28 protein-coding genes and 3 pseudogenes are annotated in these 25,481 nt (G+C 62.1%); 16 read left to right on the top strand and 15 right to left on the bottom strand.

Annotated elements, in window-relative coordinates; all coding sequences use genetic code 11:
- Positions 1-25: 25 nt before the first annotated feature.
- The 5 genes and pseudogenes from cpaB to RS901_RS35450 all read right to left on the bottom strand — a co-directional run bounded on the left by cpaB (position 26) and on the right by RS901_RS35450 (position 3,777).
- The gene (cpaB, locus tag RS901_RS35430) at positions 26-865 is read right to left on the bottom strand and encodes a Flp pilus assembly protein CpaB (protein WP_316157584.1); all 840 of its coding nucleotides are present in this window, start codon (positions 863-865) and stop codon (positions 26-28) included.
- Between the two features lie 86 nt (positions 866-951).
- Entirely contained in the window at positions 952-1,479 is a 528-nt protein-coding gene (locus tag RS901_RS35435) for an A24 family peptidase (RefSeq protein WP_316157585.1), read from the bottom strand.
- A gap of 111 nt (positions 1,480-1,590) precedes the next feature.
- Positions 1,591-1,779, bottom strand: coding sequence for a Flp family type IVb pilin (locus RS901_RS35440; RefSeq protein WP_410054257.1), 189 nt, complete (start codon positions 1,777-1,779; stop codon positions 1,591-1,593).
- Positions 1,780-2,895: 1,116 nt separating this feature from the next.
- Positions 2,896-3,281 (bottom strand): annotated as a pseudogene (locus RS901_RS35445) (DDE-type integrase/transposase/recombinase); the annotation flags it as partial.
- Between the two features lie 88 nt (positions 3,282-3,369).
- Positions 3,370-3,777, bottom strand: coding sequence for a DUF6788 family protein (locus tag RS901_RS35450; RefSeq protein ID WP_316157466.1), 408 nt, complete (start codon positions 3,775-3,777; stop codon positions 3,370-3,372).
- Positions 3,778-3,839: 62 nt separating this feature from the next.
- Between RS901_RS35450 and RS901_RS35455 the strand changes: the two are divergent.
- Positions 3,840-4,934 (top strand): annotated as a pseudogene (locus RS901_RS35455) (hypothetical protein); the annotation flags it as partial.
- A 635-nt stretch (positions 4,935-5,569) separates the two neighbouring features.
- A pseudogene (locus RS901_RS35460) lies at positions 5,570-6,077 on the top strand (OmpH family outer membrane protein).
- Between the two features lie 19 nt (positions 6,078-6,096).
- Here the strand turns inward: RS901_RS35460 and RS901_RS35465 are convergent.
- The 3 genes from RS901_RS35465 to RS901_RS35475 all read right to left on the bottom strand — a co-directional run bounded on the left by RS901_RS35465 (position 6,097) and on the right by RS901_RS35475 (position 7,655).
- Complete coding sequence (locus RS901_RS35465) at positions 6,097-6,534, bottom strand: universal stress protein (RefSeq protein WP_316157587.1); 438 nt, start codon at positions 6,532-6,534, stop codon at positions 6,097-6,099.
- A 267-nt stretch (positions 6,535-6,801) separates the two neighbouring features.
- Positions 6,802-7,377: a TIGR01841 family phasin gene (gene phaP, locus RS901_RS35470; protein ID WP_316157619.1), complete on the bottom strand. Its 576-nt coding sequence runs from the start codon at positions 7,375-7,377 to the stop codon at positions 6,802-6,804.
- An 80-nt stretch (positions 7,378-7,457) separates the two neighbouring features.
- Positions 7,458-7,655 carry a hypothetical protein gene (locus tag RS901_RS35475; RefSeq protein WP_316157588.1) on the bottom strand — a complete coding sequence of 66 codons (198 nt, stop codon included), beginning with the start codon at positions 7,653-7,655 and terminating at the stop codon, positions 7,458-7,460.
- Between the two features lie 44 nt (positions 7,656-7,699).
- Between RS901_RS35475 and RS901_RS35480 the strand changes: the two genes are divergently transcribed.
- Positions 7,700-7,828, top strand: coding sequence for a hypothetical protein (locus RS901_RS35480; protein ID WP_316157589.1), 129 nt, complete (start codon positions 7,700-7,702; stop codon positions 7,826-7,828).
- Positions 7,829-7,975: 147 nt separating this feature from the next.
- On the opposite strand, the gene RS901_RS35485 is transcribed toward RS901_RS35480, so the two are convergent.
- Positions 7,976-8,629, bottom strand: coding sequence for a glutathione S-transferase family protein (locus tag RS901_RS35485; RefSeq protein WP_316157590.1), 654 nt, complete (start codon positions 8,627-8,629; stop codon positions 7,976-7,978).
- A gap of 22 nt (positions 8,630-8,651) precedes the next feature.
- Here RS901_RS35485 and RS901_RS35490 point away from each other — a divergent pair, with 22 nt between their 5' ends.
- The 3 genes from RS901_RS35490 to RS901_RS35500 all read left to right on the top strand — a co-directional run bounded on the left by RS901_RS35490 (position 8,652) and on the right by RS901_RS35500 (position 12,818).
- Entirely contained in the window at positions 8,652-9,998 is a 1,347-nt protein-coding gene (locus RS901_RS35490; protein WP_410054258.1) for a polyhydroxyalkanoate depolymerase, read from the top strand.
- Between the two features lie 567 nt (positions 9,999-10,565).
- Positions 10,566-10,808: a hypothetical protein gene (locus tag RS901_RS35495; RefSeq protein WP_316157591.1), complete on the top strand. Its 243-nt coding sequence runs from the start codon at positions 10,566-10,568 to the stop codon at positions 10,806-10,808.
- Positions 10,809-11,012: 204 nt separating this feature from the next.
- Positions 11,013-12,818 (top strand): PHA/PHB synthase family protein, encoded by a 1,806-nt coding sequence (locus tag RS901_RS35500; protein WP_316157592.1) that lies wholly within the window; start codon positions 11,013-11,015, stop codon positions 12,816-12,818.
- Positions 12,819-13,054: 236 nt separating this feature from the next.
- Here the strand turns inward: RS901_RS35500 and phaZ are convergent, their stop codons facing one another.
- Positions 13,055-14,293 (bottom strand): polyhydroxyalkanoate depolymerase, encoded by a 1,239-nt coding sequence (gene phaZ, locus RS901_RS35505; protein ID WP_316157593.1) that lies wholly within the window; start codon positions 14,291-14,293, stop codon positions 13,055-13,057.
- Between the two features lie 253 nt (positions 14,294-14,546).
- The gene (locus tag RS901_RS35510) at positions 14,547-15,095 is read right to left on the bottom strand and encodes a phasin family protein (RefSeq protein WP_316157594.1); all 549 of its coding nucleotides are present in this window, start codon (positions 15,093-15,095) and stop codon (positions 14,547-14,549) included.
- Between RS901_RS35510 and RS901_RS35515 the strand changes: the two genes are divergently transcribed.
- The 4 genes from RS901_RS35515 (at position 15,094) to RS901_RS35530 (ending at position 17,000) form a co-directional block, all read left to right on the top strand.
- Complete coding sequence (locus RS901_RS35515; RefSeq protein ID WP_316157595.1) at positions 15,094-15,522, top strand: hypothetical protein; 429 nt, start codon at positions 15,094-15,096, stop codon at positions 15,520-15,522. The genes RS901_RS35510 and RS901_RS35515 overlap by 2 nt on opposite strands.
- 554 nt (positions 15,523-16,076) lie before the next feature.
- Entirely contained in the window at positions 16,077-16,214 is a 138-nt protein-coding gene (locus RS901_RS35520) for a hypothetical protein (protein WP_316157596.1), read from the top strand.
- 155 nt (positions 16,215-16,369) lie between these two features.
- The gene (locus tag RS901_RS35525; RefSeq protein WP_316157597.1) at positions 16,370-16,651 is read left to right on the top strand and encodes a hypothetical protein; all 282 of its coding nucleotides are present in this window, start codon (positions 16,370-16,372) and stop codon (positions 16,649-16,651) included.
- Positions 16,652-16,727: 76 nt separating this feature from the next.
- Positions 16,728-17,000: a hypothetical protein gene (locus RS901_RS35530; protein ID WP_316157598.1), complete on the top strand. Its 273-nt coding sequence runs from the start codon at positions 16,728-16,730 to the stop codon at positions 16,998-17,000.
- A 368-nt stretch (positions 17,001-17,368) separates the two neighbouring features.
- Here RS901_RS35530 and RS901_RS35535 read toward each other — a convergent pair whose 3' ends face one another.
- The gene (locus RS901_RS35535) at positions 17,369-17,572 is read right to left on the bottom strand and encodes a cold-shock protein (RefSeq protein WP_316157599.1); all 204 of its coding nucleotides are present in this window, start codon (positions 17,570-17,572) and stop codon (positions 17,369-17,371) included.
- Positions 17,573-17,859: 287 nt separating this feature from the next.
- Positions 17,860-18,291 carry a hypothetical protein gene (locus RS901_RS35540; RefSeq protein WP_316157600.1) on the bottom strand — a complete coding sequence of 144 codons (432 nt, stop codon included), beginning with the start codon at positions 18,289-18,291 and terminating at the stop codon, positions 17,860-17,862.
- Here RS901_RS35540 and RS901_RS35545 point away from each other — a divergent pair.
- The 6 genes from RS901_RS35545 (at position 18,290) to RS901_RS35570 (ending at position 22,805) form a co-directional block, all read left to right on the top strand.
- Positions 18,290-19,537: an ISL3 family transposase gene (locus RS901_RS35545; RefSeq protein WP_316157601.1), complete on the top strand. Its 1,248-nt coding sequence runs from the start codon at positions 18,290-18,292 to the stop codon at positions 19,535-19,537. The genes RS901_RS35540 and RS901_RS35545 overlap by 2 nt on opposite strands.
- A gap of 231 nt (positions 19,538-19,768) precedes the next feature.
- Positions 19,769-19,966, top strand: a complete 198-nt coding sequence (locus RS901_RS35550; protein WP_316157602.1) for a hypothetical protein — start codon at positions 19,769-19,771, stop codon at positions 19,964-19,966.
- A 236-nt stretch (positions 19,967-20,202) separates the two neighbouring features.
- Positions 20,203-20,769: a TIGR01841 family phasin gene (phaP, locus tag RS901_RS35555; RefSeq protein ID WP_316157603.1), complete on the top strand. Its 567-nt coding sequence runs from the start codon at positions 20,203-20,205 to the stop codon at positions 20,767-20,769.
- 165 nt (positions 20,770-20,934) lie between these two features.
- Positions 20,935-21,678 (top strand): acetoacetyl-CoA reductase, encoded by a 744-nt coding sequence (phbB, locus tag RS901_RS35560; protein WP_316157604.1) that lies wholly within the window; start codon positions 20,935-20,937, stop codon positions 21,676-21,678.
- A 224-nt stretch (positions 21,679-21,902) separates the two neighbouring features.
- Entirely contained in the window at positions 21,903-22,346 is a 444-nt protein-coding gene (locus RS901_RS35565) for a GNAT family N-acetyltransferase (RefSeq protein ID WP_316157605.1), read from the top strand.
- An 87-nt stretch (positions 22,347-22,433) separates the two neighbouring features.
- Positions 22,434-22,805: a PHA-granule associated protein 4 gene (locus RS901_RS35570; RefSeq protein WP_316157606.1), complete on the top strand. Its 372-nt coding sequence runs from the start codon at positions 22,434-22,436 to the stop codon at positions 22,803-22,805.
- Positions 22,806-23,049: 244 nt separating this feature from the next.
- Here RS901_RS35570 and RS901_RS35575 read toward each other — a convergent pair whose 3' ends face one another.
- A complete protein-coding gene (locus RS901_RS35575; RefSeq protein ID WP_316149395.1) occupies positions 23,050-24,279 on the bottom strand; it encodes an ISAzo13 family transposase in 1,230 nt (409 codons plus the stop codon).
- Between the two features lie 354 nt (positions 24,280-24,633).
- Positions 24,634-25,269 carry a transposase gene (locus RS901_RS35580; protein WP_316157607.1) on the bottom strand — a complete coding sequence of 212 codons (636 nt, stop codon included), beginning with the start codon at positions 25,267-25,269 and terminating at the stop codon, positions 24,634-24,636.
- Positions 25,270-25,481 lie beyond the last annotated feature (212 nt).

Below are 25,481 nucleotides of genomic sequence, written 5' to 3' on the forward strand. Positions count from 1 at the left end.
GTATTGCATGCTCGATACTTCGTTGTTAGAAGCACTCCTGGTTTTGCTGCATGCCGCTGATGACGCCAACGCAGTTGCCCGCGATCTTGCGTTCGGTGATCCGGTGCACGACCTGGACGGCCTTTACGACAGGCGCTGCTACCGCTGCCGGCAGGACCGGTTCGTTGAGCAGGCTGCGTTTGGTGGCGCCTGCGGTGTCAACCGGGCGCGGGTCGATCTGGTTGCGCAATACGAGCGACAGCGAGCCGACACTGCGTGCAAGGTCGAGCTTCTCTGCCTCTTCCGGCGAGACTTCAAGTGTCACGGCGTTGACGACCTTCGGCTTGGTCTCGTCGCGGTTCACTTCCTGTGCGACGGCGAGCACCAGGATCTTTTCCAGCACGATCTTGGAGATGGACTGCTCGCGCTGGCTATCGGACTTGGCGTCCTTTTGCGTGTTCACGATGATGTCGACAAAGCTGCCGGGCAGGGCGAAGCCGGCAACGCCGACCACGTCGTTCACGCGCACGGTGATGGCCCGCTTGCCGTCTGCGATGACTGCGGACAAACCACCTCTTGTCCCGGCGGGCGTGAGCTTGGATTCGAGGATCGGCTCGCCGCGCATCACGCTGTTCTTGGTGACGCGGCCATCGACGGTCTTCTGCTCGGTCAGCGCGCCGGGCGGCAGGCTTTCTCGCGGCCAGTCGACGACCTTGACGAACTCGGGGCTCAGGCGCTGGCCGAGGTTGATGTCGGTGGAAGCGACCACCACCTTGGTGGTGGTGCCGGCGCTCTGTTGCATCATCCAGCGCGAGGCGAGTACCACCGCCGCCAGGCCTGCCAAGGCCGCAACGAGCAGCATGATGAATGCACGAATGTTTCTCATTTGGTGGTCCTCCCCCGTGTGTCAAGCATGAATCGTTTGCCTTGCGGCTTGCTCCAGCGCCCGTCCTCGACGCTCCAGTCCTGTCGCTACAACATGTCTGTTGCCACCAGCAGCACTCCTGCTGCTATTGGAACGGCGTAGGGCAGCCTGGACCCTGGTGTCTTGTCTTCCCCGGCGGTGTGGACCGATGTCACCCCAAACGGCAGTGACATCAACATCACCGAGATGCTTGCCAGCGCCTGGCGCGGGCTTCTGAAAATCGCGATCATCACCAGCGCCATCACTCCCCCGGCGAGGAAGGTGACCAGCATGATGTACAGCAATGGCTGAGGGCCGACGAATGCGCCAATGGCGGCCATGAGCTTGGCGTCGCCGGCGCCGAGCGCTCGCATGAGATAGAGCACGACGAAGGGCACCAGGCCAGCGAGGGCACCGGTCAGCCATGTCCAGGCGCCAGAAGCCGCACCCAGTTGTGAAATCTGTAAAACCAGGGAGACGAGCAGCCCGGCGACAACCAGCCAGTTCGGAATTCGGCGGCTGCGCAGATCGCTGATGGCGGCAATGCCAACCATGGCGAGCAGGCAGAAGGTCGTGGCAGGTGAGAACGGGTGCATGCTGTTGGTCCCTCTCGGAGATCGGGGCGTTTGCTTGTTGTGGCTTCGCGTGCATGGTCTTGCCGTGCGGACGCCCGGCAAGACCATGAGCGAAACGCTGGCTACTCGGGCTCAGGGCGCTGCGGCGCCCGCCAAGGCGGTGTTGATCGACGTCCAAATCGTCCTCACCGAGTCCTTCACCGTCGTCGCAGCCGCGACCATCACCAGCGCCACGAAAGCGAGCAACAGTGCGTACTCGATGCCGGCCGCGCCGTCTTCTTCGCGAACGAAGTTCTTGATGCCTTGGAACATGGTGTTCATGTCCTTCTCCTTTACGTCATGGTTCAAGGGAAAAATGCACCCGCTGAAGACAGGCACAGGATTCAGCCGGACGGGCCGGCCAGGGCCAAATCAGGAAGTTGCCATTTCGCGTGCGATTGCCAGCGCCGGCCGATACAGGATCGGCACGTCCCCCGGAGCGCAAATGACAGGGCGGCTCCCCGACTCCACCGTTCTCAGGGGTCGCACCGGCGGCTGGGTCCGCCAGCGCTCGCTCACCCGGCGTGCAGCCGCTCCCTGCGGCTGCCGTGACAGGTGCCGTGGACCGGTCCAACCTTCTTCAGGAACCGTCCCACGCCTGAAAGTGCTGCAACACTGCGAGATACGGCGGGCTTGTCCGGCAAGAACGCCGGTCCCGCATGGGCCAGCGTCGCTGTGCGCTCGCCCGGCTCTGTTTTCTCCCCTCGATGGCCGCCATGGCGGCCCATCGTTCGTCTTGGCCATCGGCTGGTCTCCTGGCCCGCTGCGGCATCGCGTGCCGCCTTGTCGGGACTAACTTCAGAGACCTTCCGTCGTTATGCTTTGGCCCTCATTCGCGACGACCGTGCCACGCGAGCTAAGTCTTTGATTTTTAAGGGGCGTGGAGTTGAGGGATGTGCCGGCAGCGATACTGTGTAACCAGATGTTTCCGGGTTGTTACGAGTTCAGGCGCCAGGCCGTTGTTCCGCTGCTAACACTGGCAAGGCTAAAAGTGATTGATAAGTCGTGTAAATACCGCAATAAATGGCGTTTGAGACGCAAATTACTCGAATTGGCTACGGGTGATCGCCATGATTGGATATGGTTGCAGATGTGAAACACCTGGAAGGCGAAGGTAATGAGTCACCTGGCGCGATCGCGTCACCACTACCTGATTCAATGCGCTTGTGCATCGCGATCGTGCACTACGACGCAACAGCGTATGGCGTAGGCCAAGGGGGAAGGATCGTGCGCAATGTGTGGCAACGTACCTTGCTCTCGCCATGATGGATGAGGCCTGCCCCGATGGCCTGCATGTGGGCAGTAGCGGCCATATGGGTTGCAGCTCTGAAACAAGCGTTGTCAGGGCACTGTCAACTTAACGGTGACGGGGCAAAGCAGTGGTCGGCGTGCCCCCTGTCAAAAAGCTGTGGACGGATTTTGGGCCACTTCGGTGAAGTTTCGCCAGGCCGAGAATCGGGCGGCGAGATGTTTGCGGTAGAGCGAAGCACGCAGCAGATGCCGTTTCAGCGCGAAATGTTGCCGGATCGGACCGAAGCTCGATAGGAATGCCTGCGCCCGATTGCGGTCGCGGAAGCCCCGCATGCGCCGCTCGCGATCGCGGGTGGGTTAGCCAGTTCTGGCATGTCGGCCTTTGCTGCCGGGTAGCTGCGTAACTGGTCGGTGACGATCTTGCGCGGTGCCGGGCAGGAGCGCAGCACCCGCTGGAAGAAGCGCTTGGCGGCGGCCTTGTCGCGACGCTTCTGCAACAGGATGTCCAGTTCGGCTCCATGCTCGTCGAGTGATGTTGCCCCTGTTTGGTGTAGCTCTTAGCCTTACTTTCCGCAGGTCGCCGATCGAATTTCCGCGTAATTTCCCGGGCGCCCCGGTAGGTCAGGGCTTGCGGGGAGCTTCGGCGTCTATTAGGCGTTCGGTTTCGTCCTCCCACGCCTGCATCAGCTTCTTCGCCTGCCGATAGTTGGCGATGGCACGCCGTAACACGGCGGCTTGCTCGGGTGAGACCGTCCGATGGACAAGCTTGCCGCCTTTCATGTGCCCCCACTCATAGTACGGGCCATGGCGTGCGTCGGGATCCTGCGCGCAGCGGCAGCCCGGCTTGCCGCAGACCTTCATGCGTTCCAGTAGCGTCCCGGAACACAGATAGTCAATCTCATTGAGCGTCTCCCGGATGCGCTCGATCCGCTCGCGGGCTTGCTTGATGACGGCTTCGGGGCGGTGTGGCATGAACTTGACTTTTAAGATTCTGTCGCTAAGCTTAGCGACAGAATGAAAGGCACGCAAGAACCTTCTCCGCACAAGGCTCGCTTCATCCTTCACAGCGAGCGCTTGGGGCCTTTACCCCCGCCGCATTCGCCGCGCCGGCTGTTGCCACAGTGGCAGGCATGCCGCCCGTCGTGAACGCGAGCAATCTCTACAGCGAGGCGGGAGCCGACCACTTCAGCCCGGCGGTGGCTGAGGCGTTGCCGCGGGTCTATGTGCCCAATCTGCGCTCGAACGACGTCTATGTCATCGACCCGGCGACATGCAAAGTGGTCGACAAGTTTCGTGTCGGCTACCGGCCGCAGCACGTCGTCCCTTCGTGGGATCTTCACACGCTGTGGGTGACCAACAATGCCGAAGGCCGGCCCGACGGCAGCCTGACCCCGATCGATCCGAAGAGCGGGAGGCCGGGCAAGGAGGTAAGGGTCGACGATCCATACAACATGTACTTCATGCCAGACGGCAAGGAAGCGATCGTCGTGGCGGAGGCGCAAGCGCGACTCGATTTTCGCGATTCGCACACGATGGCACTCAGAACTAGCCTTGAAGTCCCGCAGTGCAAGGGCATCAACCATGCCGACTTCTCGATTGACGGCAAGTACGCGCTCTTTACCTGCGAATTCGATGGCAGCCTCGCGAAGATCGATCTTGTGAGCCGCAAGGTCGTCGGCTATCTGCAACTCGCCAGGAATGGCATGCCGCAGGACATTCGCATCGCGCCGGACGGCAAAGTATTCTATGTCGCCGACATGATGGCCGGTGGCGTCCATGTGGTCGACGGCGATCGCTTGATTAAGATCGACTTCATCAAGACTGGCATTGGTACGCATGGGCTGTACCCGAGCCGTGATGGCACCAGGTTGTATGTCACTAATCGCGGCTCCAATCGCGTTCACGGGCCGCGCCATGGCAAGGGCAGCGTGTCAGTGATCGACTTCGCCACGCGCAAAGTCGTCGCGACCTGGCCCATACCGGGGGGCGGCAGCCCCGATATGGGCAATGTTAGCGCCGACGGCAAGACGCTGTGGCTCTCTGGTCGGTTTGACGATGTCGTCTACGCGATCGACACGACGACGGGTTCAATCAAGTCCATTCCGGTCGGTATGGAGCCGCATGGCCTGACGGTCTGGCCGCAACCCGGTCGCTATTCGCTAGGCCACACGGGCAATATGCGTTGACCCATGATCGGCAGCCAGGCGTAGGGTCTGACACGCTCTGAAGTTCATGTGGTACCGGATAAGCCCGCAGCGCCGCCCCCCCAAGGCAGGCGAACGGCAAGGAACGCTGTAGTTGCGGGTATAGGAACACGGAAAAAGCGAAGGCCTTCTGTAAAGGGCGTAGCAGGATTGCCCATACTGCGCGCCGCCGCATTCTCTATACTGATTATCCGCACTGAGTCGCTGAAGGCAGCCGGCCTGCGTCACTGGGACTCAGGAAAGTGCGAGGTTGGTCGCGCCAGCGGCAGGCGGATCATAGTGTGTATGTGCGATCCAGCCGAACCATGCCGCCCCGGGCGCGAGCTGGTGAGAAATCGCTGGGCTTAATTGGGGCAAACGCGGACGATACCCGCAGCCCGCTGAACATGTCAGGGCTCGAATCACGATCTACACCAGTCGACGCCCGCCACGCTAGTAGGGCTGGCTCCCGAAAGCGCCTCGAGGTATGGCCACCCATCGGCCTCGCACCGCTCCAAGTCGGCGCGCTTGGTGTCCTACGTGTCCTAGCGCAAGGCTCCAATGTGGAATCGATGAGATGCACTCCCATAGGCGGCGACAAGGCTCCAGATTGCCACGGCGTACTGACAGAGGCTCCGATTCATGAAACCGTCAACCCCACTGCGCAATCCCTGACCGCTGCCGCGCTGTGCGCGACCGCACCGGCGCAGGCGCAGTCAGCGCGCGCGCATCGCCGCAATGAATTCCGAACGGATCCTGCGCGACTCGCAGCCCGCTAAGCAGGCCCAGAACAAGCTTGCGCAGGAGTTTGCCCAGCGCGTCCGTGAACTGCAGGACATGGCCCGGAAGATCCGAGCCCTGGCCGACCAACTCGACAAGGACGCCGCCGCGCTGGTTGATGCCGAGCGTCAGCGCCGCCGGCGCGAAGTGGCCGACCTGGACCCTAAGCAGCAGGCATTCGGCGAGGACCTGCAGCGGCGACGCAGCGAGGAGCTGGCCCAGCTGGAGGAGCACGCCAACCGGGTGATTCGCCGGCTGGCCGAGCAGCGCGGGTACGACCTGGTCGTACAGGAAGCGGTCTACGTGAATCCGCGCATCGATATCACCGACGACGTCATGAAGGCGCTGAACGCTAGCATCGAGTAGGGGAATCGTTCGAATCGTGCTAGCGGAACACCAACACCGGGATCTTGCAGTGCGTCAGGACTTTCTGGGTTTCGCTGCCGATCAGTAGGCCCCGCACACCGGCTTGGCCGTGCGACGCCATCACAATGAGATCGCAGTTCCGCGCCTCGACAGCCTGGATGATCGCCTCGAAGGGGTGATCACCGGCGACGCAGATGGTATCGCATGCCACCGACGCGTCCTTAGCTGCTTGGGCGATCACGCCCAAGAATTGCTCCGCGTGCTGTTCAGCAAGCTGCGCGTAGCGCTCCTGCGTATCCTCCAGCATGTCGATGCGGTGGGTGAAGACGCGGTACTCCGGGATGACATGCAATCCGGTGAGCTTGGCGTGGAGTACCTTGGCGAGTCGCACCGCCACACGGACCGCGCCTTCCGAGAGTGCCGACCCATCGGTTGGCACCAAGAGATGCTGGAACATCGTTCCCCCTTCACGTTTGGCCGCCGCTCCATCGGCACCCGGGCGACAGGCTGTTGCCATGATAGGCGCTCTGCACCGGACGCCTCCCCGGATCCCCTGCTGGCCAAAACTCCGCGCACGGATCAGAGGCGGCGGGCGGGATGCTGCCATACCTGGCCACCGAAGGCCGATCGGCTCAACCAGCCGCTTCCACTCCATCGACAAAAAAGAGTGGCTCGCCAGTCGCGGCGGTGGTACGACGACAGCTTCTGCGGCGCGTCGCCAACGTTATGCCTTTGCGGTCCGCGAGGTGTGCTCGACCGCCTGCTTGGTTGCCTTTGACGCCGTGTGGCTCGCCGCGCTGACGTTTTGTTCAGCAACCTCGACCGCCTGCTTTGCGGTCTGGAAGGTCTGGAACATCGCTTCACAGAATTTGTTAGTGGCAGTCATCACCGAGGTCAATGTCCCCACGGCGGTTTCCGAACCCGCCGGTGTGCTACTCGCCAGATTGTCGATGAGCTCCTGAATCTGGCGGTTGTGCGCTTCATATTGCGCTGCAGCGACCTTGGCGAATTCGGCTTGGGTGGCTGTTCCGATCTCGAAGAACTGGCGCTGGTACGACAGCGCCTTCTCTCCGATCTGCGGGAGCATGCTGGCCTGCAAGGCTAGCAACTCCTGCTGGTTACCCGCGCCGAGCGCCTTCTCAGCGTTCTCGCGCGTTTCTGCCAGCGTCGACTTCATGGCTTGCAAGTTCAATTGGACCAGCTTTTCGAAACCTTCAAAGGCCTTGCTGGTCAGGCCAAGCGCGATGGCGAGATTGGCTTGTTGCACGGCAGAGATTTGCTCAGCGGACCACGGCGTCATCATGGGTCTCCTCAGAATCGACCAGGGCACGCTTATGCGAATTAGTGCGGATCGTGCGCCGGGCCGGCGGGATGGACTAGTTAGCGGATGCGCGCAATGGCATTGTGGACCGCGTCGCCTCTGGCGGTGATGCCGGGGCGTCGATGGCCCGAGTCAAGCCTTTCCAACTGCACCAGTTCGCGTTCGAGGAGGGCGTCCAGGTCCGCGCGGTCCAGCTCAGCGTGATCCGGTGCATCCTTGACGAGTAAGAGGGTGGCCACTTCATGAGGACTCAGCATCCTCGTCTCCTGGATTGATCGGCTTGGACTGCTGGGAAGTTGTCATGACAGCCGCAGCAAAGCGCGATGCAGGCGGCGGCAAAAAACGGCAAGGATCCTGCTGCCCGGCGTGCCTGCGCTGCGCGCCGGGAGAATTTATTCAATACCGCGAACGTCGATTGATCAAGGTGTGAAATGAGGCTTCCATGAAAGCTTGAGATCCACGCCTTTCCGGCTGACCAGTCGACCAGCACTGCCTCGTTGCACGGGCCTGCCGCGGCAGCCATCATGACTATCGATGGCTGCCGCGCGCGGGGTCGATCGCGACCCAATTGCCCGACTCAGAACTCGACATCGAGTTCGTCGATCTCGTCGGGTTCCTGTCGGGCGGCATCGGTCCACTCCTGCATCTCCGGCATGGCCATGATCGTCCGACAATAGGCGAGCAATCCCTCATCGAGCTGCACGTCGTAGCTGAGAAAGCGGGTCACGACCGGCGCGTACATGGCATCGGCCATGGAGCGTACACCAAACAAAAAGGGGCCACCGTAGGTCGTCAGGCATTCGCGCCAGATGGCCGTGATCCGGTCGATGTCGCCTTGCGCGCGCGACCAGACCTTGAAGCCGGGACGATGGGCCCGCAGGTTCATCGGCAGCGCCGAGCGCAGCGCGCTGAAGCCCGCATGCATTTCGCCGCAAATCGACCGACAGTGCGCCCGGGCGACGCGGTCGGTGGGCAGCAGACCGGCGTCTGGCCGCGCTTCGTTCAGGTACTCGGCGATCGCGAGGGTATCCCAGATCCTGATGCCTTCATGCTCGAGGCAGGGAACCAGGATCGAAGGCGAGAGCAGCAAGAGTTCCGCGCGGACGCCCGGGTCCGCAGGCGGCACGTAAATCTCGTCGAACTCGAGCCCGCTGAACTTCACCAGCAGCCAGCCGCGCAGCGACCAGGCGCCATAATTTTTGCTGCTGATGGTGAGGGTAGTCCTTGACATGGTGAACTTCCTGCAGTAGCGAATGTCTCTCTATCAAGCCGGCCAATTCGATGTGCATGTTCTATCGATCCTGGCCGTAATGCTGGTGGCTAGCGTTGCGGGTGGTTGGGTTGTTGCGGCTCCTCAGATGATCTATCAGGCTTACCAGGCGCTTGCCGACCTCGTGGCCCCGCTGCAGGCGGCCGCTGGCGCAGCCGCTGCGTCCTGCACAGCGTCGCCAAGAGGCGTGTCCGAGTTGGCGCGGGAAATCTGCGCGCTCTACGAATGGCTGGCCCTCGTGCGCCTCCGGCATGAGCGACCGCTCTTTGGCATCCACGCGGTTCAGGCCGAAGGCCAGCGGGTTGCGGTGAGCGAAGAGGTGCCCCATGGCACGCCGTTCTGCTCCCTTCTGCATTTTAAGAAGGCGGTGCCGCGGCGGCAACCGCGGGTGTTGCTGGTCGCCCCGCTCGCGGGCCACTTCGCGTCGCTACTGCGTGGCACGGTCGCCACGATGCTGCCGGACCACGACGTCTACGTCACCGATTGGCACAATGCGCGCGACGTCCCACTGTCGCATGGCCCCTTCGGCTTTGACGATTTTGTCGCCCAGTTGATAGGCTTTCTCGACTGGCTCGGCCCGGGGACGCACGTGGTGGCGGTCTGTCAGCCGACCGTGGCCACTTTGGCGGCCGTGGCGCTGATGGCCGAGGCGGGCCACCCGGCGCAACCGCGCAGCATGACCCTCATGGCTGGCCCGAACGATACTCGTATCCAGCCCACCAAGGTCAACGAACTCGCGGTCAGCACACCGCTGGCGTGGTTCGAGAACCTGATTGACGTCGTTCCGCTGCGCTTCAGCGGGGCCGGTCGGCGCGTCTACCCCGGCTTCCTGCAGGTTGCTGCCTTTATGTCCATGAACCTTTCGCGGCACGTTGACGCGCTGACCGATTGCTACCATTCCCGCGCGCAGGGCGACACGGCCAAGGCGGCAGCGATTGGCGCCTTCTACGCGGACTATTTTTCGACGATGGATCTGCCGGCCGAATTTTACCTAGACACGGTGAGCCGAGTATTTCAACAGCATGCGCTGCCGCTCGGCAAGCTGAGGGTGTTCGGCCGTCAGGTGAACCCGCGCGCCATCCGCCACACCGCACTGCTCACGGTGGAGGGGGAGAACGACGACATCTGCGGGCTCGGGCAGACTGCGGCGGCGCAGGACCTGTGCAGCGGCTTGCCGTCCTATCTGAAGAGCCATTACATCCAGGCCGGGGTGGGGCATTATGGCGTCTTCGCGGGCCGCCGTTGGATGACGCAAATTTACCCGATCTTGAGGGAGGTCATTCACGACAGTGAAAGTCGACACAACGCGGTCCACCAGCGCCAAGGGTAGCCGCTGGGGGGCACCTACGGTGCAGCCCGGCTAGCGCTCAACCATGTGGCATGACGCACAAGCCATTTGGCGCGGCGGTGACACGCTGCGGATGACCGACGATCCCGCGCCGGCGCAGGCGCACACGACTTCTGCCGGTCAAACGGGAACTGCAAGGGTCGGCTCGACAAGGCTCAGCCTCGGCTCCACGCGCTGCGCGGGCGGGGGCCTGACCTCCGTTACGCCGCAGCGCAGCACGTGCAGGAACGCGCAACCGGGGGGCGCCGCGTACATGTGTGTGGCGTACAGGGCGTCTGAATGGAAGAGCGTCGCCCGCATGCGAAAGCGCTCTGCTCCAAGAGCGCCGACAAGTAGTCGATCGGTGAAGCGCCCGGGTCCTCGTCAAATTTGGACGTTGGGCAACCTCGATGGACGTAATGGTAGCCATCATCCGGGTTTTTGCCGCCCCTTTCCAGGGGCCTGCCGGTGCTGAAGGCAGCCATCGCCATGCACGAAGGCGCCTTTCCATCCGCCCCGGTCCCGGCCTCCGCTTGCGGCGACGCTTCGGCGGCACGCGCACGGTACTCCGTGTCCGACCTCGCCGCACTGCAAAAAAACCTGTTGTTTACCGACGAGGATGTGCAGGCGCTGCGTCGACGTAAGACCATCCGCGCCGGCCAGACTGACGCCATCCCGGCGTTTGGTACCCTGACATCAAGGCGGGCGAATTCTAACGGGACAGCGAATGACCGCGATCGACTCCTCGATGCCAGAACGGCGGGCCGGGCAATGGTTTCACAGCATTGTCAGATTGGCGCTCGCGTCACGTAAGATGGTACGATGACGAAGAGCAAATCGCTTTGCGGCGCGCCTCGGTCTATTGCAAACCGCTCGTTGCATGGCACGATTTACCGCACTCCCCCAGAATCCGTCTATTGCTTGCTGAGCCTTGGCGCCGCCCAACCTCGGCTCGCCCTTCTTCCGTCAGGTTGACAACGCCTGGGAACATGCCACAGCAGTGGCGATTCGGAGCTTATGTTGGAGGAGACCGCAACGCAACCTGCCGCCACCCCCTGTGCTGGCGGATTCGCGCCAGGCGCATCCGCCGCAGCCGATCCGACGTGGTCGCCGCCAAGTGCTGCGGCCGAGTCGGTGCGCACGCGCGTCGACCGGCTCCTGCATGCAGCGATTGCTCGCGCCACCGGGGGCATTTCGCCGGTCGCGCTGTGGCTGGCGTGGCTGGACTGGGCGTGGCACCTGGCCGGATCGCCAGGCAAGCAGTTGGCGCTGGTCCAGCGCATCGCGCAACCATGGTGCGTTGATCTTGGGGGGCGGCCCGCTCCCCTTGCCAACAGCGACGACCCGCGCTTTGCCCATCCCGACTGGGATCGCTGGCCGTTCCAGGTGTTGCGTGACACGTTTTCGCAAGTGGAGGCGTTTTGGCAGGACGCAACCACCGATCTGCGCGACGTCTCTCCCCACCATGAGCGCGTGGTCAGTTTTTCGGCGCGGCAATGGACAGACATGTTATCGCCGAGCAACTGTTGGTGGCTGAACCCTGAGGTGCTGCGGGCGGTGGCCGAGACCGGCGGAGGTAACTTCCTGGCAGGCGCTCGCCATTGGCTCGACGACCTGCGGGAGATCTTCCCTGGCGCTGCGCGAACCTCTCGCCCACGATCCACCGCCCATCATGTCGGGCAAGACGTCGCCGTCACACCCGGTAAGGTCGTGTACCGCAATCCATTAATTGAACTGATCCAGTATTCACCGCGGACCGCGACGGTCTGGCACGAGCCGGTGCTGATCGTTCCCTCGTGGCTCCTGAAGTACTACGTACTGGACCTGTCGCCACACAATTCGCTTGTGCGCTATCTGGTCGAACAGGGGCACACGGTCTTCCTCATCTCGTGGAAGAACCCGCGGGAGGAAGCGCGCGAGCTCGGCATGAACGATTATCTCGAATTCGGCCTGCTCGAGGCACTGACGCAGCTGCGCCGCATTGTCGGCGCGACACCGGTCCATGCTGCTGGCTACTGCCTCGGCGGTACATTGTTGGCGATCGGCGCAGCGGCGCTGGGGCGCGACCTCGGGCCGCAGTCGTCCCCGCTCAAGACTGTCACGTTGTTCGCGGCACAGACCGACTTCAGCGAGCCGGGCGAACTCGGCCTCTTCATCGATGCCAGCGAACTTGCCTATCTCGACGCGCTCATGTGGGAGCAAGGCTACCTGGATGGGAGCCAGATGGCGGGAGCCTTCCAGCTGTTGCACTCGCGTGACCTGATCTGGTCACGATTGACGCGCGAATACCTGCTCGGCCAGCGCACCGAGCCGACCGATCTGATGGCGTGGAACGCCGATACCACACGTCTGCCTTACCGCATGCATAGCGAGAATCTGCACTGGCTATACCTGAACAACGATTTGGCCGAGGGCAGATACTGTGCGAAGGGGCGGCCGGTGTCCCTCGCCGATCTCAGACTGCCCATGTTCGTCGTCGCCACCGAACGGGACCATGTCTCACCCTGGCGCTCGGTGTACAAGCTCCACCTGCTGACCAGTACCGAGATCAATTTCCTGCTTGCCTCCGGCGGACACAACGCGGGCATCGTGTCTGAACCTGGGCATGCCGGACGTCACTATCGTTTCTGCGCGAGGCCCAAGGGTGGCCTCACCTTGAATCCGGACGAATGGTTGGCGCGGCCACCGATCTGCGAGGGTTCCTGGTGGCCATGCTGGCGGCAATGGCTGGCCGAGCACTCCAGCAAACAATGCGCCCCGCCGGCGATGGGCGGGGGTAGCGTACTGGAAGATGCTCCGGGTACTTATGTGCTCGCCCCCTGACTCCTCCACGGCGATCTGGCGGACCGCGCCACTATACGACCCAAAGACACGGGCATCGTGATCACCTGCGCGACAGTCCCCTGACCGCGCCGTACCACCTTCCTTCGCTGAGCCCGTTCGCCGAAACCTGAGCCCCTTCCACCGAAATCCGTAGCGAAATCGTCCACGCCCACTTTGGGACGCGGTACCCGCCTGCGAGGAACCATGAATTCTCGCCTCTGGCCCACCCCCGGGGCTTACGCGTAGTGCCAGATCAGATCATGAATGCGCGGGAAGACCTCGGTCCGCCAACGCGCCCCGGAGAACAGATCATAGTGGCCGCATCGGCGAGCCAAGATGTGCCGCTTGTGAGGAACGGGCACGCGCCGGCACAGATCGTGCGCCGCCTGGGTCTGGCCGAGGCCGGAAATATCATCCAATTCGCCTTCTATCGTGAGCAGCGCGGTGGCGCAAATGTCCTGGGGGCGCACTGGCGCGCCCTGGACATCCCATTCGCCGACGGCCAGGCGGAATTCCTGGAACACAATGCGGATGGTATCCAAATAGAACTCGGCCGCCAGATCGAGCACGGCGTTGTATTCTTCGCACAGGCGCCGGTGCACTTCGGCATGCTTGATGTCACCCCGAACGAGGTCAAGGTAGTAATCGCAGTGCGCCCCCACCAGCCGGTCCGGGTGCGCCGCCACCAGCCCGGCAAGCTGCAGGAAGCTCGGGTACACCTTGCGGCCGGCACCAGGGTAGGGGGGCGGGACGACGTGGATCAGGTTCCGTTCGAACCACGGAAGCGGCCGGCGTGCAGCTAGGCGGCCGACCGCGGTGGGATTACGGCGGGCGTCGATCGGGCCGCCGACCAGAACCAGGGTTCTTGGCGTCGGCTGCCCTGCGCTGGCCAGCAGGGAAACGGCTGCCAGCGCGGGCACGGTGGCCTGGCAGATGGCCAGCACGTGCAGCTGTTCGACGCCGATATCACGGATACATGCCCGCACTTCGGCCACGCAATCCTCCAGGGTGAACGGCCCGTCCGCTGCCGGCACCCGGCGCGCGTCGTTCCAGTCCGTCACGTACACCACATGCTCGGGCAACAGCGTCTCGATGAGTTCCCGCAGCAGCACGGCATGATGGCCGGCGAGCGGGGCACAAACCAACACCACAGGCTGCGGCCCTGGCGCGGCAACGCTCGCGCCAGGCGTCTCTGGCGCGAAGCGCAGCAGACGGCAGAACGGGCGGTCCTGTGCCACATCCTCGACCACAGGAATCTCATGGCCGTCATGGTTGACCGCCCTGATGTCGAAGGCTGGCTTCTCATAGGTCTTACCGAACCGGTTCAGCATGTCCCAGCCCGCGGCAAAACATGACGCAGCTGGCAACGGGAACCAGGGGTTGCCCGGCTCGATCCATGCGTTTGCGACTGCCTCCACCCACGCCGTCCATGGCGCAAGCAGCGAGCGCTGATATTCGACGAATGGATACAGCATGCGAACTCCACAACGAGGGTCTGTTCGCGCGGCTCTCACAATCTGACCTGGCTAGCGCCATCCAAGGTGGGCGGGACAGCCAGCTCGTCTGCCACCGCTACGCCGCAGCGAGCGCCGACGTCACCATCACGACGCACGGACGACGACTGCACACGCTTCAATATACGTCGCCACAGCGTCGCGACAAGGCCAAGCCAGGGCGCCGATTGATCGAAGCTTGACCGCATAGGCGCGGACGAGCGCCTTGCGCCCGTCAGGTCTTCGCGGTATTTGTGGCAGGCTCGACGGCTTGTTTTGCTGCAGCCGCAAGCACGCTCTGTTCGGCTACCTCGACCGCTTGCGTCGCGCTCTGGTACATCATTTCACACCACTTGTTGGTGGCAGTGATCACCGAGCACAGAGCGCCCACGGCGGCTTCCGAACCCGATGGCGCACTCTGCGCAAGGTTGTCAACCAGATCCTGTATGCGGCGGTTGTGCGCTTCAAATTCAGCCCCGGCGGCCTTGGCGAACTCGGCCTGGGTGGCTCGCGCAATGTCATAAAGATGGCGGTGGTACGACAGCATCTTCTCAGCGGTCGGCTGCATCAGGCCGACTTGCAGCGCGAGCAACTCCTGCACGTCCTTGACCGCAAGTGCCTTCTGCGTGTTGTCGCTCGTCTCGGCCAGGGTTGCCTTCACGGCCTGTAGCTGCAGCTCGACCACCCTTTCGAAACCTTTGAGCGCCTTATTGGTCAGCTCGGCCAAAAGCATGAGATTCGCTTGCTGCGCGACGCCGACTTCGGCGGCTGGCAACGGATTCATGATGGAGCTCCTGAAATTTGATCCGGCGTGTGTTCGCAGCAACGGACGCACCCGAATACGAGTTGATCGAATCGTGGCGCAACGTAACATCGCGCAGTATCGCCCAGCGGCGCGCCGTGGGAGAGACACCTCAACGAACGTGTGTAATGGCATCGAGGACGGCATGACCGCTGGTGGTGACACATGGTCGTCGGTGGCCGCACTCGAGCGTCTCGACATGGAGCAGCCGGTGTTCGACGAGGGCCTCAAGATCGGCGCGGTCCAGCTCCACACCGTCCGGGCCATTCATGACGAGCATGAGGGTAGCCACTTCATGCAGGCTCAGCATCCTTGCCTCCTGATTCTAAAAAACTATGTTGGGAAGCCCCGACTACCATCGCCACGCGCGAACGTGGCGCGTGCGACGCGCCTTGTGACGTTGACGTGAGATCCATTCTGACCGCGACCTACCGCGCCGGGAGCATTCATTCAATACCGCCGCAATTGATTGATCAAGCTGTGATAGGTGCGGAGCCCCTATGTATCAAGACATGACAATGCTCGAGATGGATGCTCGCTCGCAGAAGGCGCCACTGTATGTCTCGTGGGCGCGAGATTGCCGACGCCAGTTGCTTGAATTTGCGCGACTGCCGTTCTAGATTTGACGGCATGCCGCATCCAGCGATGTCGCGGCGCAGGGTCAAAGAGGGGAGCGGGTGGTGACGGCGCCGCCGGAGAGGCATCAGAGGCCGCGTGCCCCGTGCCCCTCCGGCCGGTGAGCCGACGGGCAGGATTGACCGGCGAGGCGTGCGCAGCGTTGGTGGGTGGATTGCGCTCGCCGCGCCTGACGCCGCTCGACCGAACGGTATCGCCTGTGCCAGCCACCCTTGGACCCACGCGGATCGCGGCGGACGCCAGCGGTCAAGGTGATGACGGGCGCTACGCACCACGACGCCAATGGCTGCTGCGCTGGACGTCTGTCTCCACCACGTTTCCTGCAACATGAGAGATTCCTTCCACCACCCCACTAACGCCGAGCAACCGCTCCATGGCGTTCGCTACTACCTGCTGCTCGGCGCGTGCCTGCTGGTGCTGGGCTTGCTGTACGTGCTGTGGGCTGCGTTGAGTGAGGGGCGCTGAGTTGACTTGGGGCGCCTGCGCCAGCGCGACGCGCTGATCTGCTGGTGTTCCCGCTCCGGCAACCCCCAGTTCGGCTTGCATCGTAGTCCGGCGTGCCTATACTCAAGTCCCGGTTGATGGCCGGGGTCCAAGAATAAACTTCTCAGGAGACTCTCATGGCAACGCAAACCGCAAACGTATCGGCGGAACCCCAACACAGAACGCGGCTGATGGAGGTTGCGTGGCAAGAAGTGCCCGAACCAGGCGCCTATGTGGAGATGGGATCGGGCGATTTGTATCGCATCCCGAAGGAAGCGCTCCTGCAGGGAGCATCGCCGCTAATTCGCAAGGAAAGTGCCGGCGCATCGGTGCTCGTGCAAGTTAGCAAGAACCCGTTCATCACGACGCTAGAAGCACGCATGATTTGCTGCGAGCACAATATCGTGCCGAACTTCTGAGGCCTCGGTCAGTGAAACAGGCCGAGCGATGGCGCAGGCAGCTAAATATTGAAGTGTGGATAGCCGAGGAGGACCTATGTCCACGAATGTCTCGATTGAACCGCAACACAGAACGCGTCTGCTTGAGGTATGCTGGCAAGACCTGAGCCAGCCTGGCGCGTATGTGGAAATGGGCTCCGGCGACCTGTATCGCGTCCCGAAGGAAGCACTGATGCAAGGAGCGTCCCCGCTGATTCGTAAGGAAAGCTCAGGGGCATCGACCCTGGCGCAAGTCAGCAAAAACCCCTTTGTGACAACGCTGGAAGCCCGCATGATCTGCTGCGAACACAACATCGTGCCGAATTTCTAATGGCGGCATCGGCCCATATGCGATGGGCCGCCGCCGTTGCGCGATTCAGCGCGGAAGACAGAATTTGATGATGCCCCTTTACCGAGGGGCATTCTTTTTGATACTTCCCAGATTTCGGAAGGGAGCGCTGATGGATGGCCAAACCTGTCGATAGCCGCCGCACCGCCACACGGGAACGTTCAAAACGCATGTGCTGTCGCACGCCCCTTACCGCAGAAAGACAGGATGGGAGCGCGCCTCTAACCGGCTGGCGCGTTTCCGGTTTCAGAAGTGAAACCGTCGGCGTGGTCTTCGGCTCCTGCCTAACTGTCAGTCACGGCACCAAGCGCGCAATGCCCGCAACGTCGCGCGGCGAGGCTTCAATCGCGTCACAGCAATTGGATATTGGCGGCCTGCTTGCCCTTGGGGCTGGCCTTCACATCGAAGCTGACCTTCTGGTGCTCCTGCAGGGACTTCACGCCTTCTGGACGAATCTGCGAGAAGTGAGCAAACAGATCCCCGCCGCCATCATCTGGGCGGATGAAGCCAAAGCCCTTCTCCTGGTTGAACCACTTGACAGTACCCGTCGGCATATCGAATCCTCAAGAAAGAAGCGTCCGCAATATTCTCTTGTTCCATGACCTTGGCCTATCAAGGTGACCGACGGCGCCCCAAGTGTTCACGTAGAAATATAAACAGCGCGTGGCGCGTTCCTGCTCGGCGTTTACCCTGCGCGGTGCCACACCCCCACGAGTGGGGGGCATGCCTGGCCAACAGGCGAAGAGCCGCTTCGGGCGGGAGAGCGCAAGCGGGCGAATCGAGGTGCGCTGAAAAAAACATGGCTCGTCGGGGAAATCCGTGGGTGAAAGAGGATGCGCGGCTAGCCAAGTGAAGCCCGATTGAGGTATTGATAGAGCTTGCGACACGTTGCATCAAAGGCATTTTGTTCGGACTCGGAGATAGCTGGCCAAATGAGAGGACCGCCGTCTTCCTCAATGATCTTGTCCAGGAGGGTTGCCACAGGAAGAGTGAGGAGATCGGGATCTTCATGGCGCCGTCGGATCATTTCGCCGCCCAGCATCCAGATGTGATCGCGGTGCCGAAGCAATGTCTTGCGCGTATATCCCAACGTTGGGAGATGCTTCAGGAAAGGCGTGAGTATCGCTACGATTGCCTCTCCAGTCGAAATATCTTCGTCAACGACTCGCCACGAAGCAGGCCAGTTATGCAGGTCTGGAATGTACTGGGCGAGCGTTTGCTGTTCGGGAACAATAGCGGTTTTGCCCTTGTCGCTTCTGCTCCTGCTAACCATGTTGCTGACCCGCCTGCTGAATGCCTGTCATCATATTCCGGGTTTCGTTTATGAAGGTGCGCGGCTGTGCGAGGCGACCCAGTCCATCGAGATCGACGTGCGTCCGCGCAAGGGCTCGAAGCTGATCTGCTCATGCTGTAGCCAGCCTGCGCGAGGTTATGACACGCTCGCACAGCGCAGGTTCGAGTTTATTCCGGTCTGGGGTTTCGCCGTCTTCCTGCTCTATACCATGCGGCGCGTCGATTGTCGTGACTGTGGCGTCAAAGTCGAAGCCCTGCCGTGGGCAAACGGCAAGCACACGCTCACCCGCGCTTACATGCTGTTCCTGGCGCAGTGGGCACGCAAGCTGTCGTGGAAGGATACGGCACAAAGCTTCCGCACCAGTTGGGAGAAAGTCTTCAACGCGGTGGAGTGGGTGGTGGACTGGGGGCTGGCCCATCGCGAACTCGGTACGATCCGTGCCATTGGCGTCGATGAGATCCAGTATGGTCGTGGACACAAGTACCTCACCCTGGTCTACCAGATCGAGGCCGGCTGTACGCGTCTGCTATGGGTGGGGCAGGAGCGCACGAAGGCAAGCTTCGCCAAGTTCTTCGCCATGATCGGCAAACAGGTATGTGAGAAGGTTGAGTTCGTCTGCTCGGACATGTGGAAGCCCTACCTTGAGATGATTGCGCTGCATTGCCCCAATGCGCTGAACATCCTGGACCGCTTCCACATCGTCGCGAAGATGAATAAGGCCATCGATGAGGTCCGCGCTGACGAATCACGTCGCATGGTCCGCGATGGATACGAGCCGGTGCTCAAGAAATCCCGCTGGTGTCTGCTCAAACGCCCGGAAAATCTGACCGACAAACAGCGGCTGCGCATGCGTGACTTGCTGCAGTACAACCTGCGCACCGTACGCGCCTGGCTGCTCAAAGAGGAATTTCAGCAGCTCTGGGATTACATCTCACCGGACTGGGCCGGGAAATTCCTCGACCAGTGGTGTACTCAGGTGATGCGCTCGCGCATCGAGCCCATGAAGAAGTTCGCCCGCACCGTGCGTGCCCACCGTGAGCTGATCCTCAACTACTTCCGTGCGCGCAAGCAGTTCTCCAGCGGCGTCGTCGAGGGTCTGAACAACAAGGCAAAAGTCACCATGAGAAAATCGTACGGGTTTCGAACCTTCAGGGCGACGGAAATCGCGCTATATCATGCACTTGGGAGCCTTCCCGAGCCTTCGTCAACCCACACATTTTTCTGACGAACCAAAAACATTACACAATTTGTTACATCGCATATATTGAGAACTCCAGTTCGGCGCCCGTACGATGGCTCCCCCAGGGCATGGTATCGGCGCTCGCTTCATGCCATGACCTCGGTACCGAGGCCTCGCTCCCGAGGTCTCAGAAGCCGTCAACGTGGGCTTGGGGGCCCGTGTAGCGGCAGTTGTTGTATGAGCCCAGCAAACCTAAAAAAAACGCAGGAGACGCCCATGCTGAGTCATCACGAAATCGCCACGCTCATCCTGGTCAAGGATGCGCAAGGTCCGCTGGGGTTGGACCCTGCGGACCTCGACACGCTGCTGGAGCATGAGTTCGTGGAGCTGGAAAAACGTCCTTACGGCCACGCACGTCCCCGCATCACGCATCGTGGCCACTCCATTCTGAAAGCTGTCGGGCTGCGCCGCTAAGGCGTTGACCCGCGCGCCTCGTACTGCTTCCCTGCTGTTGGTAGTTCCGCCGGCTGCGTGCGGTCGGTGAGCTGCGCGCGTCGGTTCGCCAGGCACGCGCAGCAGTTGCCCGCGCAACGCGGATGAGCTTGTCTTGCCCGTAGCCAACTCACTTTGATCGGTTCCCAACAACCTTGTCGTTCCGTCGGCAGCGATGCCGCGAAGACGCCACGGGACGATTTTCAGGAGCTTTAGTTATGCCAATGTCACCCCCCGAACAGTTTGCGGCGGCGCAAGCCGCCGGCTTCGACATCCTCGCCGGCCTCACCAGCAAGACCCTCGACGGTCTTCAGAAGGTCGCGGAACTGAACTTGCAGACGATGAAATCGACGTTGGGAGAGGTCCAGGAAAATGCGCGAAAAGCATTTGACGCCAAGGATCCAGGGGACTTGTTTGCGCTGCAAGCCAGTCTGATGCAGCCGGCGGCCGGGAAGGCGCAGGCGTACGGTCGTCAACTGTTCGAAATCGCCGAGGCTACGCGGGCCGACTTTGCGAAGGTCGCCGAAGCCCTGTACGTAGAGAACAAGCGCATGATGCAGGAGTATATCGAGAGCGCCACGAGGGGCGCGCCCGCCGGTTCGGAGGCGGCCATGGCCGCGTGGAAATCGGCCATGGCCGCCACCACCAGCCTGTTCGAAGCGATGCAGCAAACCGCCACGCGCGCGGTGGAGGTCGCCGAGAGCAATCTGAAGGTGGCCGGCAACGCAGCATCGAACGCGGCTCAGCAAGCAACTGGGCCGGCCGCGCGTGCCGCCAAACGATAGTGCGCGATGTCAGCAGCAGCTTCGCCATCGCGTCGCTGTCGCACGAGTAGGTTGTCTTGCGGACCGCCCGCGCCGGCCCGAGCCGACTGTGCTTGGCGCCATTGGTAGGGGTAGTGTCATCGAGCAGGAGCGGCCATGGAAAATCCTGAGGAGGAGAGTGTAATCATGACCAAACAGATCGCAGTCGTCACGGGAGGCATGGGCGGACTGGGCGAGGCCATCAGCGTCAGGCTTCATGATGCGGGCTACACGGTGCTGGTCACCCATTCCCCGAATAAGGCGGGCGTCGGCGACTGGCTGGAACGCATGGCGGCCCAGGGGCGCGCGTTCCCGGCCTATGCGGTCGATGTCGCCGACTACGCGTCATGCCAGGACTGCGTGGGGAAAATCCAGGCTGAGATCGGCCCCGTCGACATCCTGATCAACAACGCGGGCATTACGCGCGACGCGAGCTTCAAAAAGCTGGACAAGGAGAGCTGGGATGCGGTCATCCGGACCAACCTCGATTCGGTGTTCAATATGACCAAGCCGGTGTGCGACGGCATGGCCGAGCGGGGGTGGGGACGGATCATCAATATCTCATCGATCATTGGCTCCAAAGGCGGGTTCGGGCAGACCAACTACGCCGCCGCCAAGGCCGGCATGCATGGCTTCACCAAGGCGCTGGCCCTCGAAGTGGCCAAGCGGGGCGTGACCGTCAACACCATCTCACCGGGCTATATCGCGACGAAAATGGTCATGGCGGTGCCGCAGGAGATCCTGGACAGCAAGATCATTCCGCAAATCCCGGTGGGGCGGCTCGGCCAACCGGATGAGGTGGCCGCGCTGGTGGTGTACCTGTGCTCGCGTGAGGCCGGCTTCGTGACCGGGGCGAACCTCGCTATCAACGGCGGCCAACACCTGCAGTGAGGGTGCTCGCTGCGCGCGGCTGGCCGGGGTGGCGGCGGTCCGCTGGAGGGAAAGACGAGGGACTACCGGCCACCCTGGACGGTGAGGAGGGGGCCATGTTTCATGGCGCCTGCTCCTGATCACGGACGGATGCTTCTACACCGTTGCCGCATGGTGCAGAAGCACTGCAGTCTCCAGCTTCGTTTCGGCTTTCCGTGCGCGGATGAGAAGAGGAGATTATTGGGATGGCAAGACACTTACAATTTCGTGCGGCGCAGGGCACCGACTGGCGAGCCATTTCGCAGGTGCTCGACAGTTGCGGGTTGCCCAGCGACCACGTCGCCCTGTCATCGCGCTGTTTCCATATCGCTGTGCTGGACGAAGCGATCGTCGGTTGCGCCTGCGCCGAGCGGCATGGTCAGACCGTTGTTGTGCGGTCGGTGGCCGTACTTCGCGAGTACAGCGACCGACAGATTGCCGCCCCACTTGTTGGTGCTTTGCTTTCGCGAGCTCGCGCCGAGGGTTGCACGAAGGCGGTAGTCGTCACAGCGGCCGAGTACAGGCCCCTCGTGGCGGAAGATCCTCCGCTGGCCACGGTGGATTCGATGCCAGAAGAGATAAGACTTTCACCTAAACTCCTGCGTCGATCCGGCGCCAGGAGCCATGGCGCATGGCGTCATACCGACTGATGTATCGCCCTGGTGGCGCAGGTGGCCTGGCGTTCGGCCTGGCCGTGCTTGCCCGTCGATGAAGTTTTCTGTGCCCACTTTTCGCCCATGAACATCTACGTTGCACACAGCCGAGCCAAAGCCATCGAGTGCATCCGTTCCCATACTGAGGGCATGGTCGACCTCGACTACGAAACTGGAGGGGAGGACGCACTTGAGCTGGGGAGCTTGGGGCAAGAATTTGGCATTCTCGTTCAGTTCAGGAGCCTTGAACACATTGCCGTTCGGTCACCCGAAGGCCTGCTGCGTGGGCTCAAGGAACCGAAAACCACTTTCAGACAACGTCACCTGTATTGCCTGTTCGACCTGGCAAGGCTGACGGAAGCTGCCTTGTCGGAACTGGAAAGGCGTGCCATTCTGCACGGCGACTACATCCTGGCCGGTCACCTGCTGAAGGACGCGACCGTCATCTGGGAGTGAGTCAGTCAGGTGACTGCAGGCTACTGCTGCTACGCGCAATACGGCTGCGTGACGCTGTCGCATGCGCAGCGTGCCAAGCACGACAAGATTGCGCGCCGAAGCGTACTAGGCAAAGCCTACGGTAATCCAACGGAGGCTCTCCGACCGGTTGTCATCAGTCCACGTCACCGACCGGATGTAGCGCTTCTGACATAATGGCAACTGGGCCGCTTGGTAAGGATCCTAGCAAAAATAACTTGAACAATTACGTCTTGCGACGAGATGTTCGAGGTTTGATGCGGTAGTTCCACTCGCCATGAAATTCGTCGCGCTCAATGGCCACGGCAGCGAGTTCGGCGTCGCTGACCTTGATACCTGCGTCGTACATGTTCTCGTCCAGTTCCGCACGCACTTTCAGCCCTTCAGCGGTACTCACGCTGCCGATGAGGTTCACTACCACCTGACGCGTCAACAGCGGTCGGCCGCGCCAGTTGTTCGTGATATGGCAGAACAGGCGATGCTCGATCTTGTTCCACTTGCTCGTACCCGGCGGAAAGTGGCACACCTGCACAGCGAAACCGAGTTCGTCGGCCAGTCGCTGCAACTGCACCCGCCACAGCCGCACACGATACCCGTTGCTGCCACCGCAGTCGGCGGTGACCAGCAGTCGCCTGGCTTTCGGATACAACGGACGGCCCATCTCCAGCCACCAGCGACGGATGCTTTGAACCGCGAACTCGGCGGTGTCGTGGTTGATGCCCACGCTGACCCAGCCCTCGTTGGCCGTCACATCATAGACGCCATACGGGGCAACCTTGCCCAGTTCATCGTCGATGAAATCGTGCACACGCGCCTGCTCGGGTTGGCCCTTGGGCTGCCATTCGCGGCCAGCGTTCTTGAAATCGCCGATCAGCTCCTTCTTTTTCGTGTCCACCGAGATGACCGGCTGACGCTGGCGCTGATACTGCGCCACCTTGTCGGCGATGTAGTGGAACTGCGCGTCGCGGTCGGGGTGCTGCGCGCCTTCGCGTGTCTTGCGCACCGATTGCAAGCTGTAGCCCGTCTGCGTCAGCAGATCGCAGATCGTGCGCTGACTCACGCGATGCCCCAGCCGGTTGAGCTCTTCGGCCAGACGGGTGGTGCTCTTGCACGTCCATCGTAGTGCTGACATCGGGTCACCCCGGCTGGTCGGCTCCACCAGTGCATCCAGGTGCTCCAACAACCTCGCATCGAGCTCAGTTAGCCTCTTGCGCCCGCCTCCCGGGGCACGAATGCGCTTGGCCGTCATGTCCCGCGTCGCTCCACCGGCCGCTTCGAGTTCGGCCAGTCCCGCATAGATCGTGGTGCGCGAGATGCCTATCGCTTTGGCCACCAGACTCACGCCCCCACGCCCCAGGCTGCGCGCTTCGGCGGCGGCCCATAGGCGCAACGTCGCCTCATCAAGGCGCGCCTGCAGGGCCCGAAACTTCGCTTCGACTGCCTCGCTGATATCCATGTGCGCATCGTATAGACGCGAGGACAACTGTTCAAGTTATTTTTGCTAGGGTCCTAACCGAAGGTTTGGTATGCGGGCATTTGAAGGCCTCTTGGCGCTCGAGCCCACTTGGTGTTAGGCATCGGTCGGCGACGGCATGCAGGGTGACCGCGCTGCAGTGATCTTCGCGCGCCCCGCGGAGTCTCGACCTTCATTCAAAGCCAGTGTCCATGAACGGCCAGGCGCTTCCTTGACAACGCCATCAAGCAGCACGTTGCACCCGACGTGGTGACGATCGGCGGCAGCGCAACCAAGCTCGCTGGCCTGCACGACATCAACGCCGAATGGGAGAGACACCCAACGTGATCCGTCAGGTCAAATAACTGAACAACATCCACGACCACGGCCACCTCGCGATAAAGCGTCGGACGCCGCTGAGGCTCGGCCCCCAAGTGCGCTGCGCCCAACTACCCGAGCCCGCCCACGCCGCGGTTGCTGCCACAGCGGCGATTGCTGCGCGGCGGCGGTCACGATGGTGGGCTCACCGTCCTTAGTGGAGTTAGTGGAGTGGACACATTCTTGATTGAAGCGGATTGGTTCGATCAAGCTGAGGCGGGCCGCCTCGTAGTGCAGTGTCTCGCTGCGCTCCTTGCCGATGCGCTCCAGAGTTTCCAAGCTTGCCTTCTGCGCCTCGGGCAGGTCGTATTCGATGCGCGTGTGCAGCAGGTCCTTGGGAAAGGCCGGGCGGCCCTTGCGGGTGTGGCCAGCCACCTTGACCTCCGGTGTCGCCGGCGGTGTCGGCAGGTCAAGCGGTTGCGCAAAGAGTTCGGCCTGCCCCGGCAGGCGGTGGGAACTGGCGCCGAATTGCGCGCGGTTAAGCTGTGCGATCTGGTGCCTCAAGATCTCGAGCTGCTCCCACGGGAGGGAGCGGGCGAGCCGGTTCTGCTCCAGCGCAAGGGCGCATAGGGCGTCGAGATCGGCAGGCAGATCGGAGGGTGTCGGGACCGGCAAGCACGCCGCTATGATGCCCGAATGCGGCAGCGTTTATACGGTACATGACGCGCTTGGCCTTCATCTGCCGCGATGCGGTCGGCATGCGCAAGCCGGGCCTGCCGTGTGGTGCCGCGCCCGCGCTCGAGTGGTGGCAGCGTGGTGTGTCGTCCAGATGCAGGCGCGGTGCCTGCAGGACGTGGTTGCGCAAGGCGCTGCCGTGTTCATTGAGG

This window comes from Cupriavidus sp. BIC8F, assembly GCF_032465815.1.
GTDB lineage: Bacteria > Pseudomonadota > Gammaproteobacteria > Burkholderiales > Burkholderiaceae > Cupriavidus > Cupriavidus necator.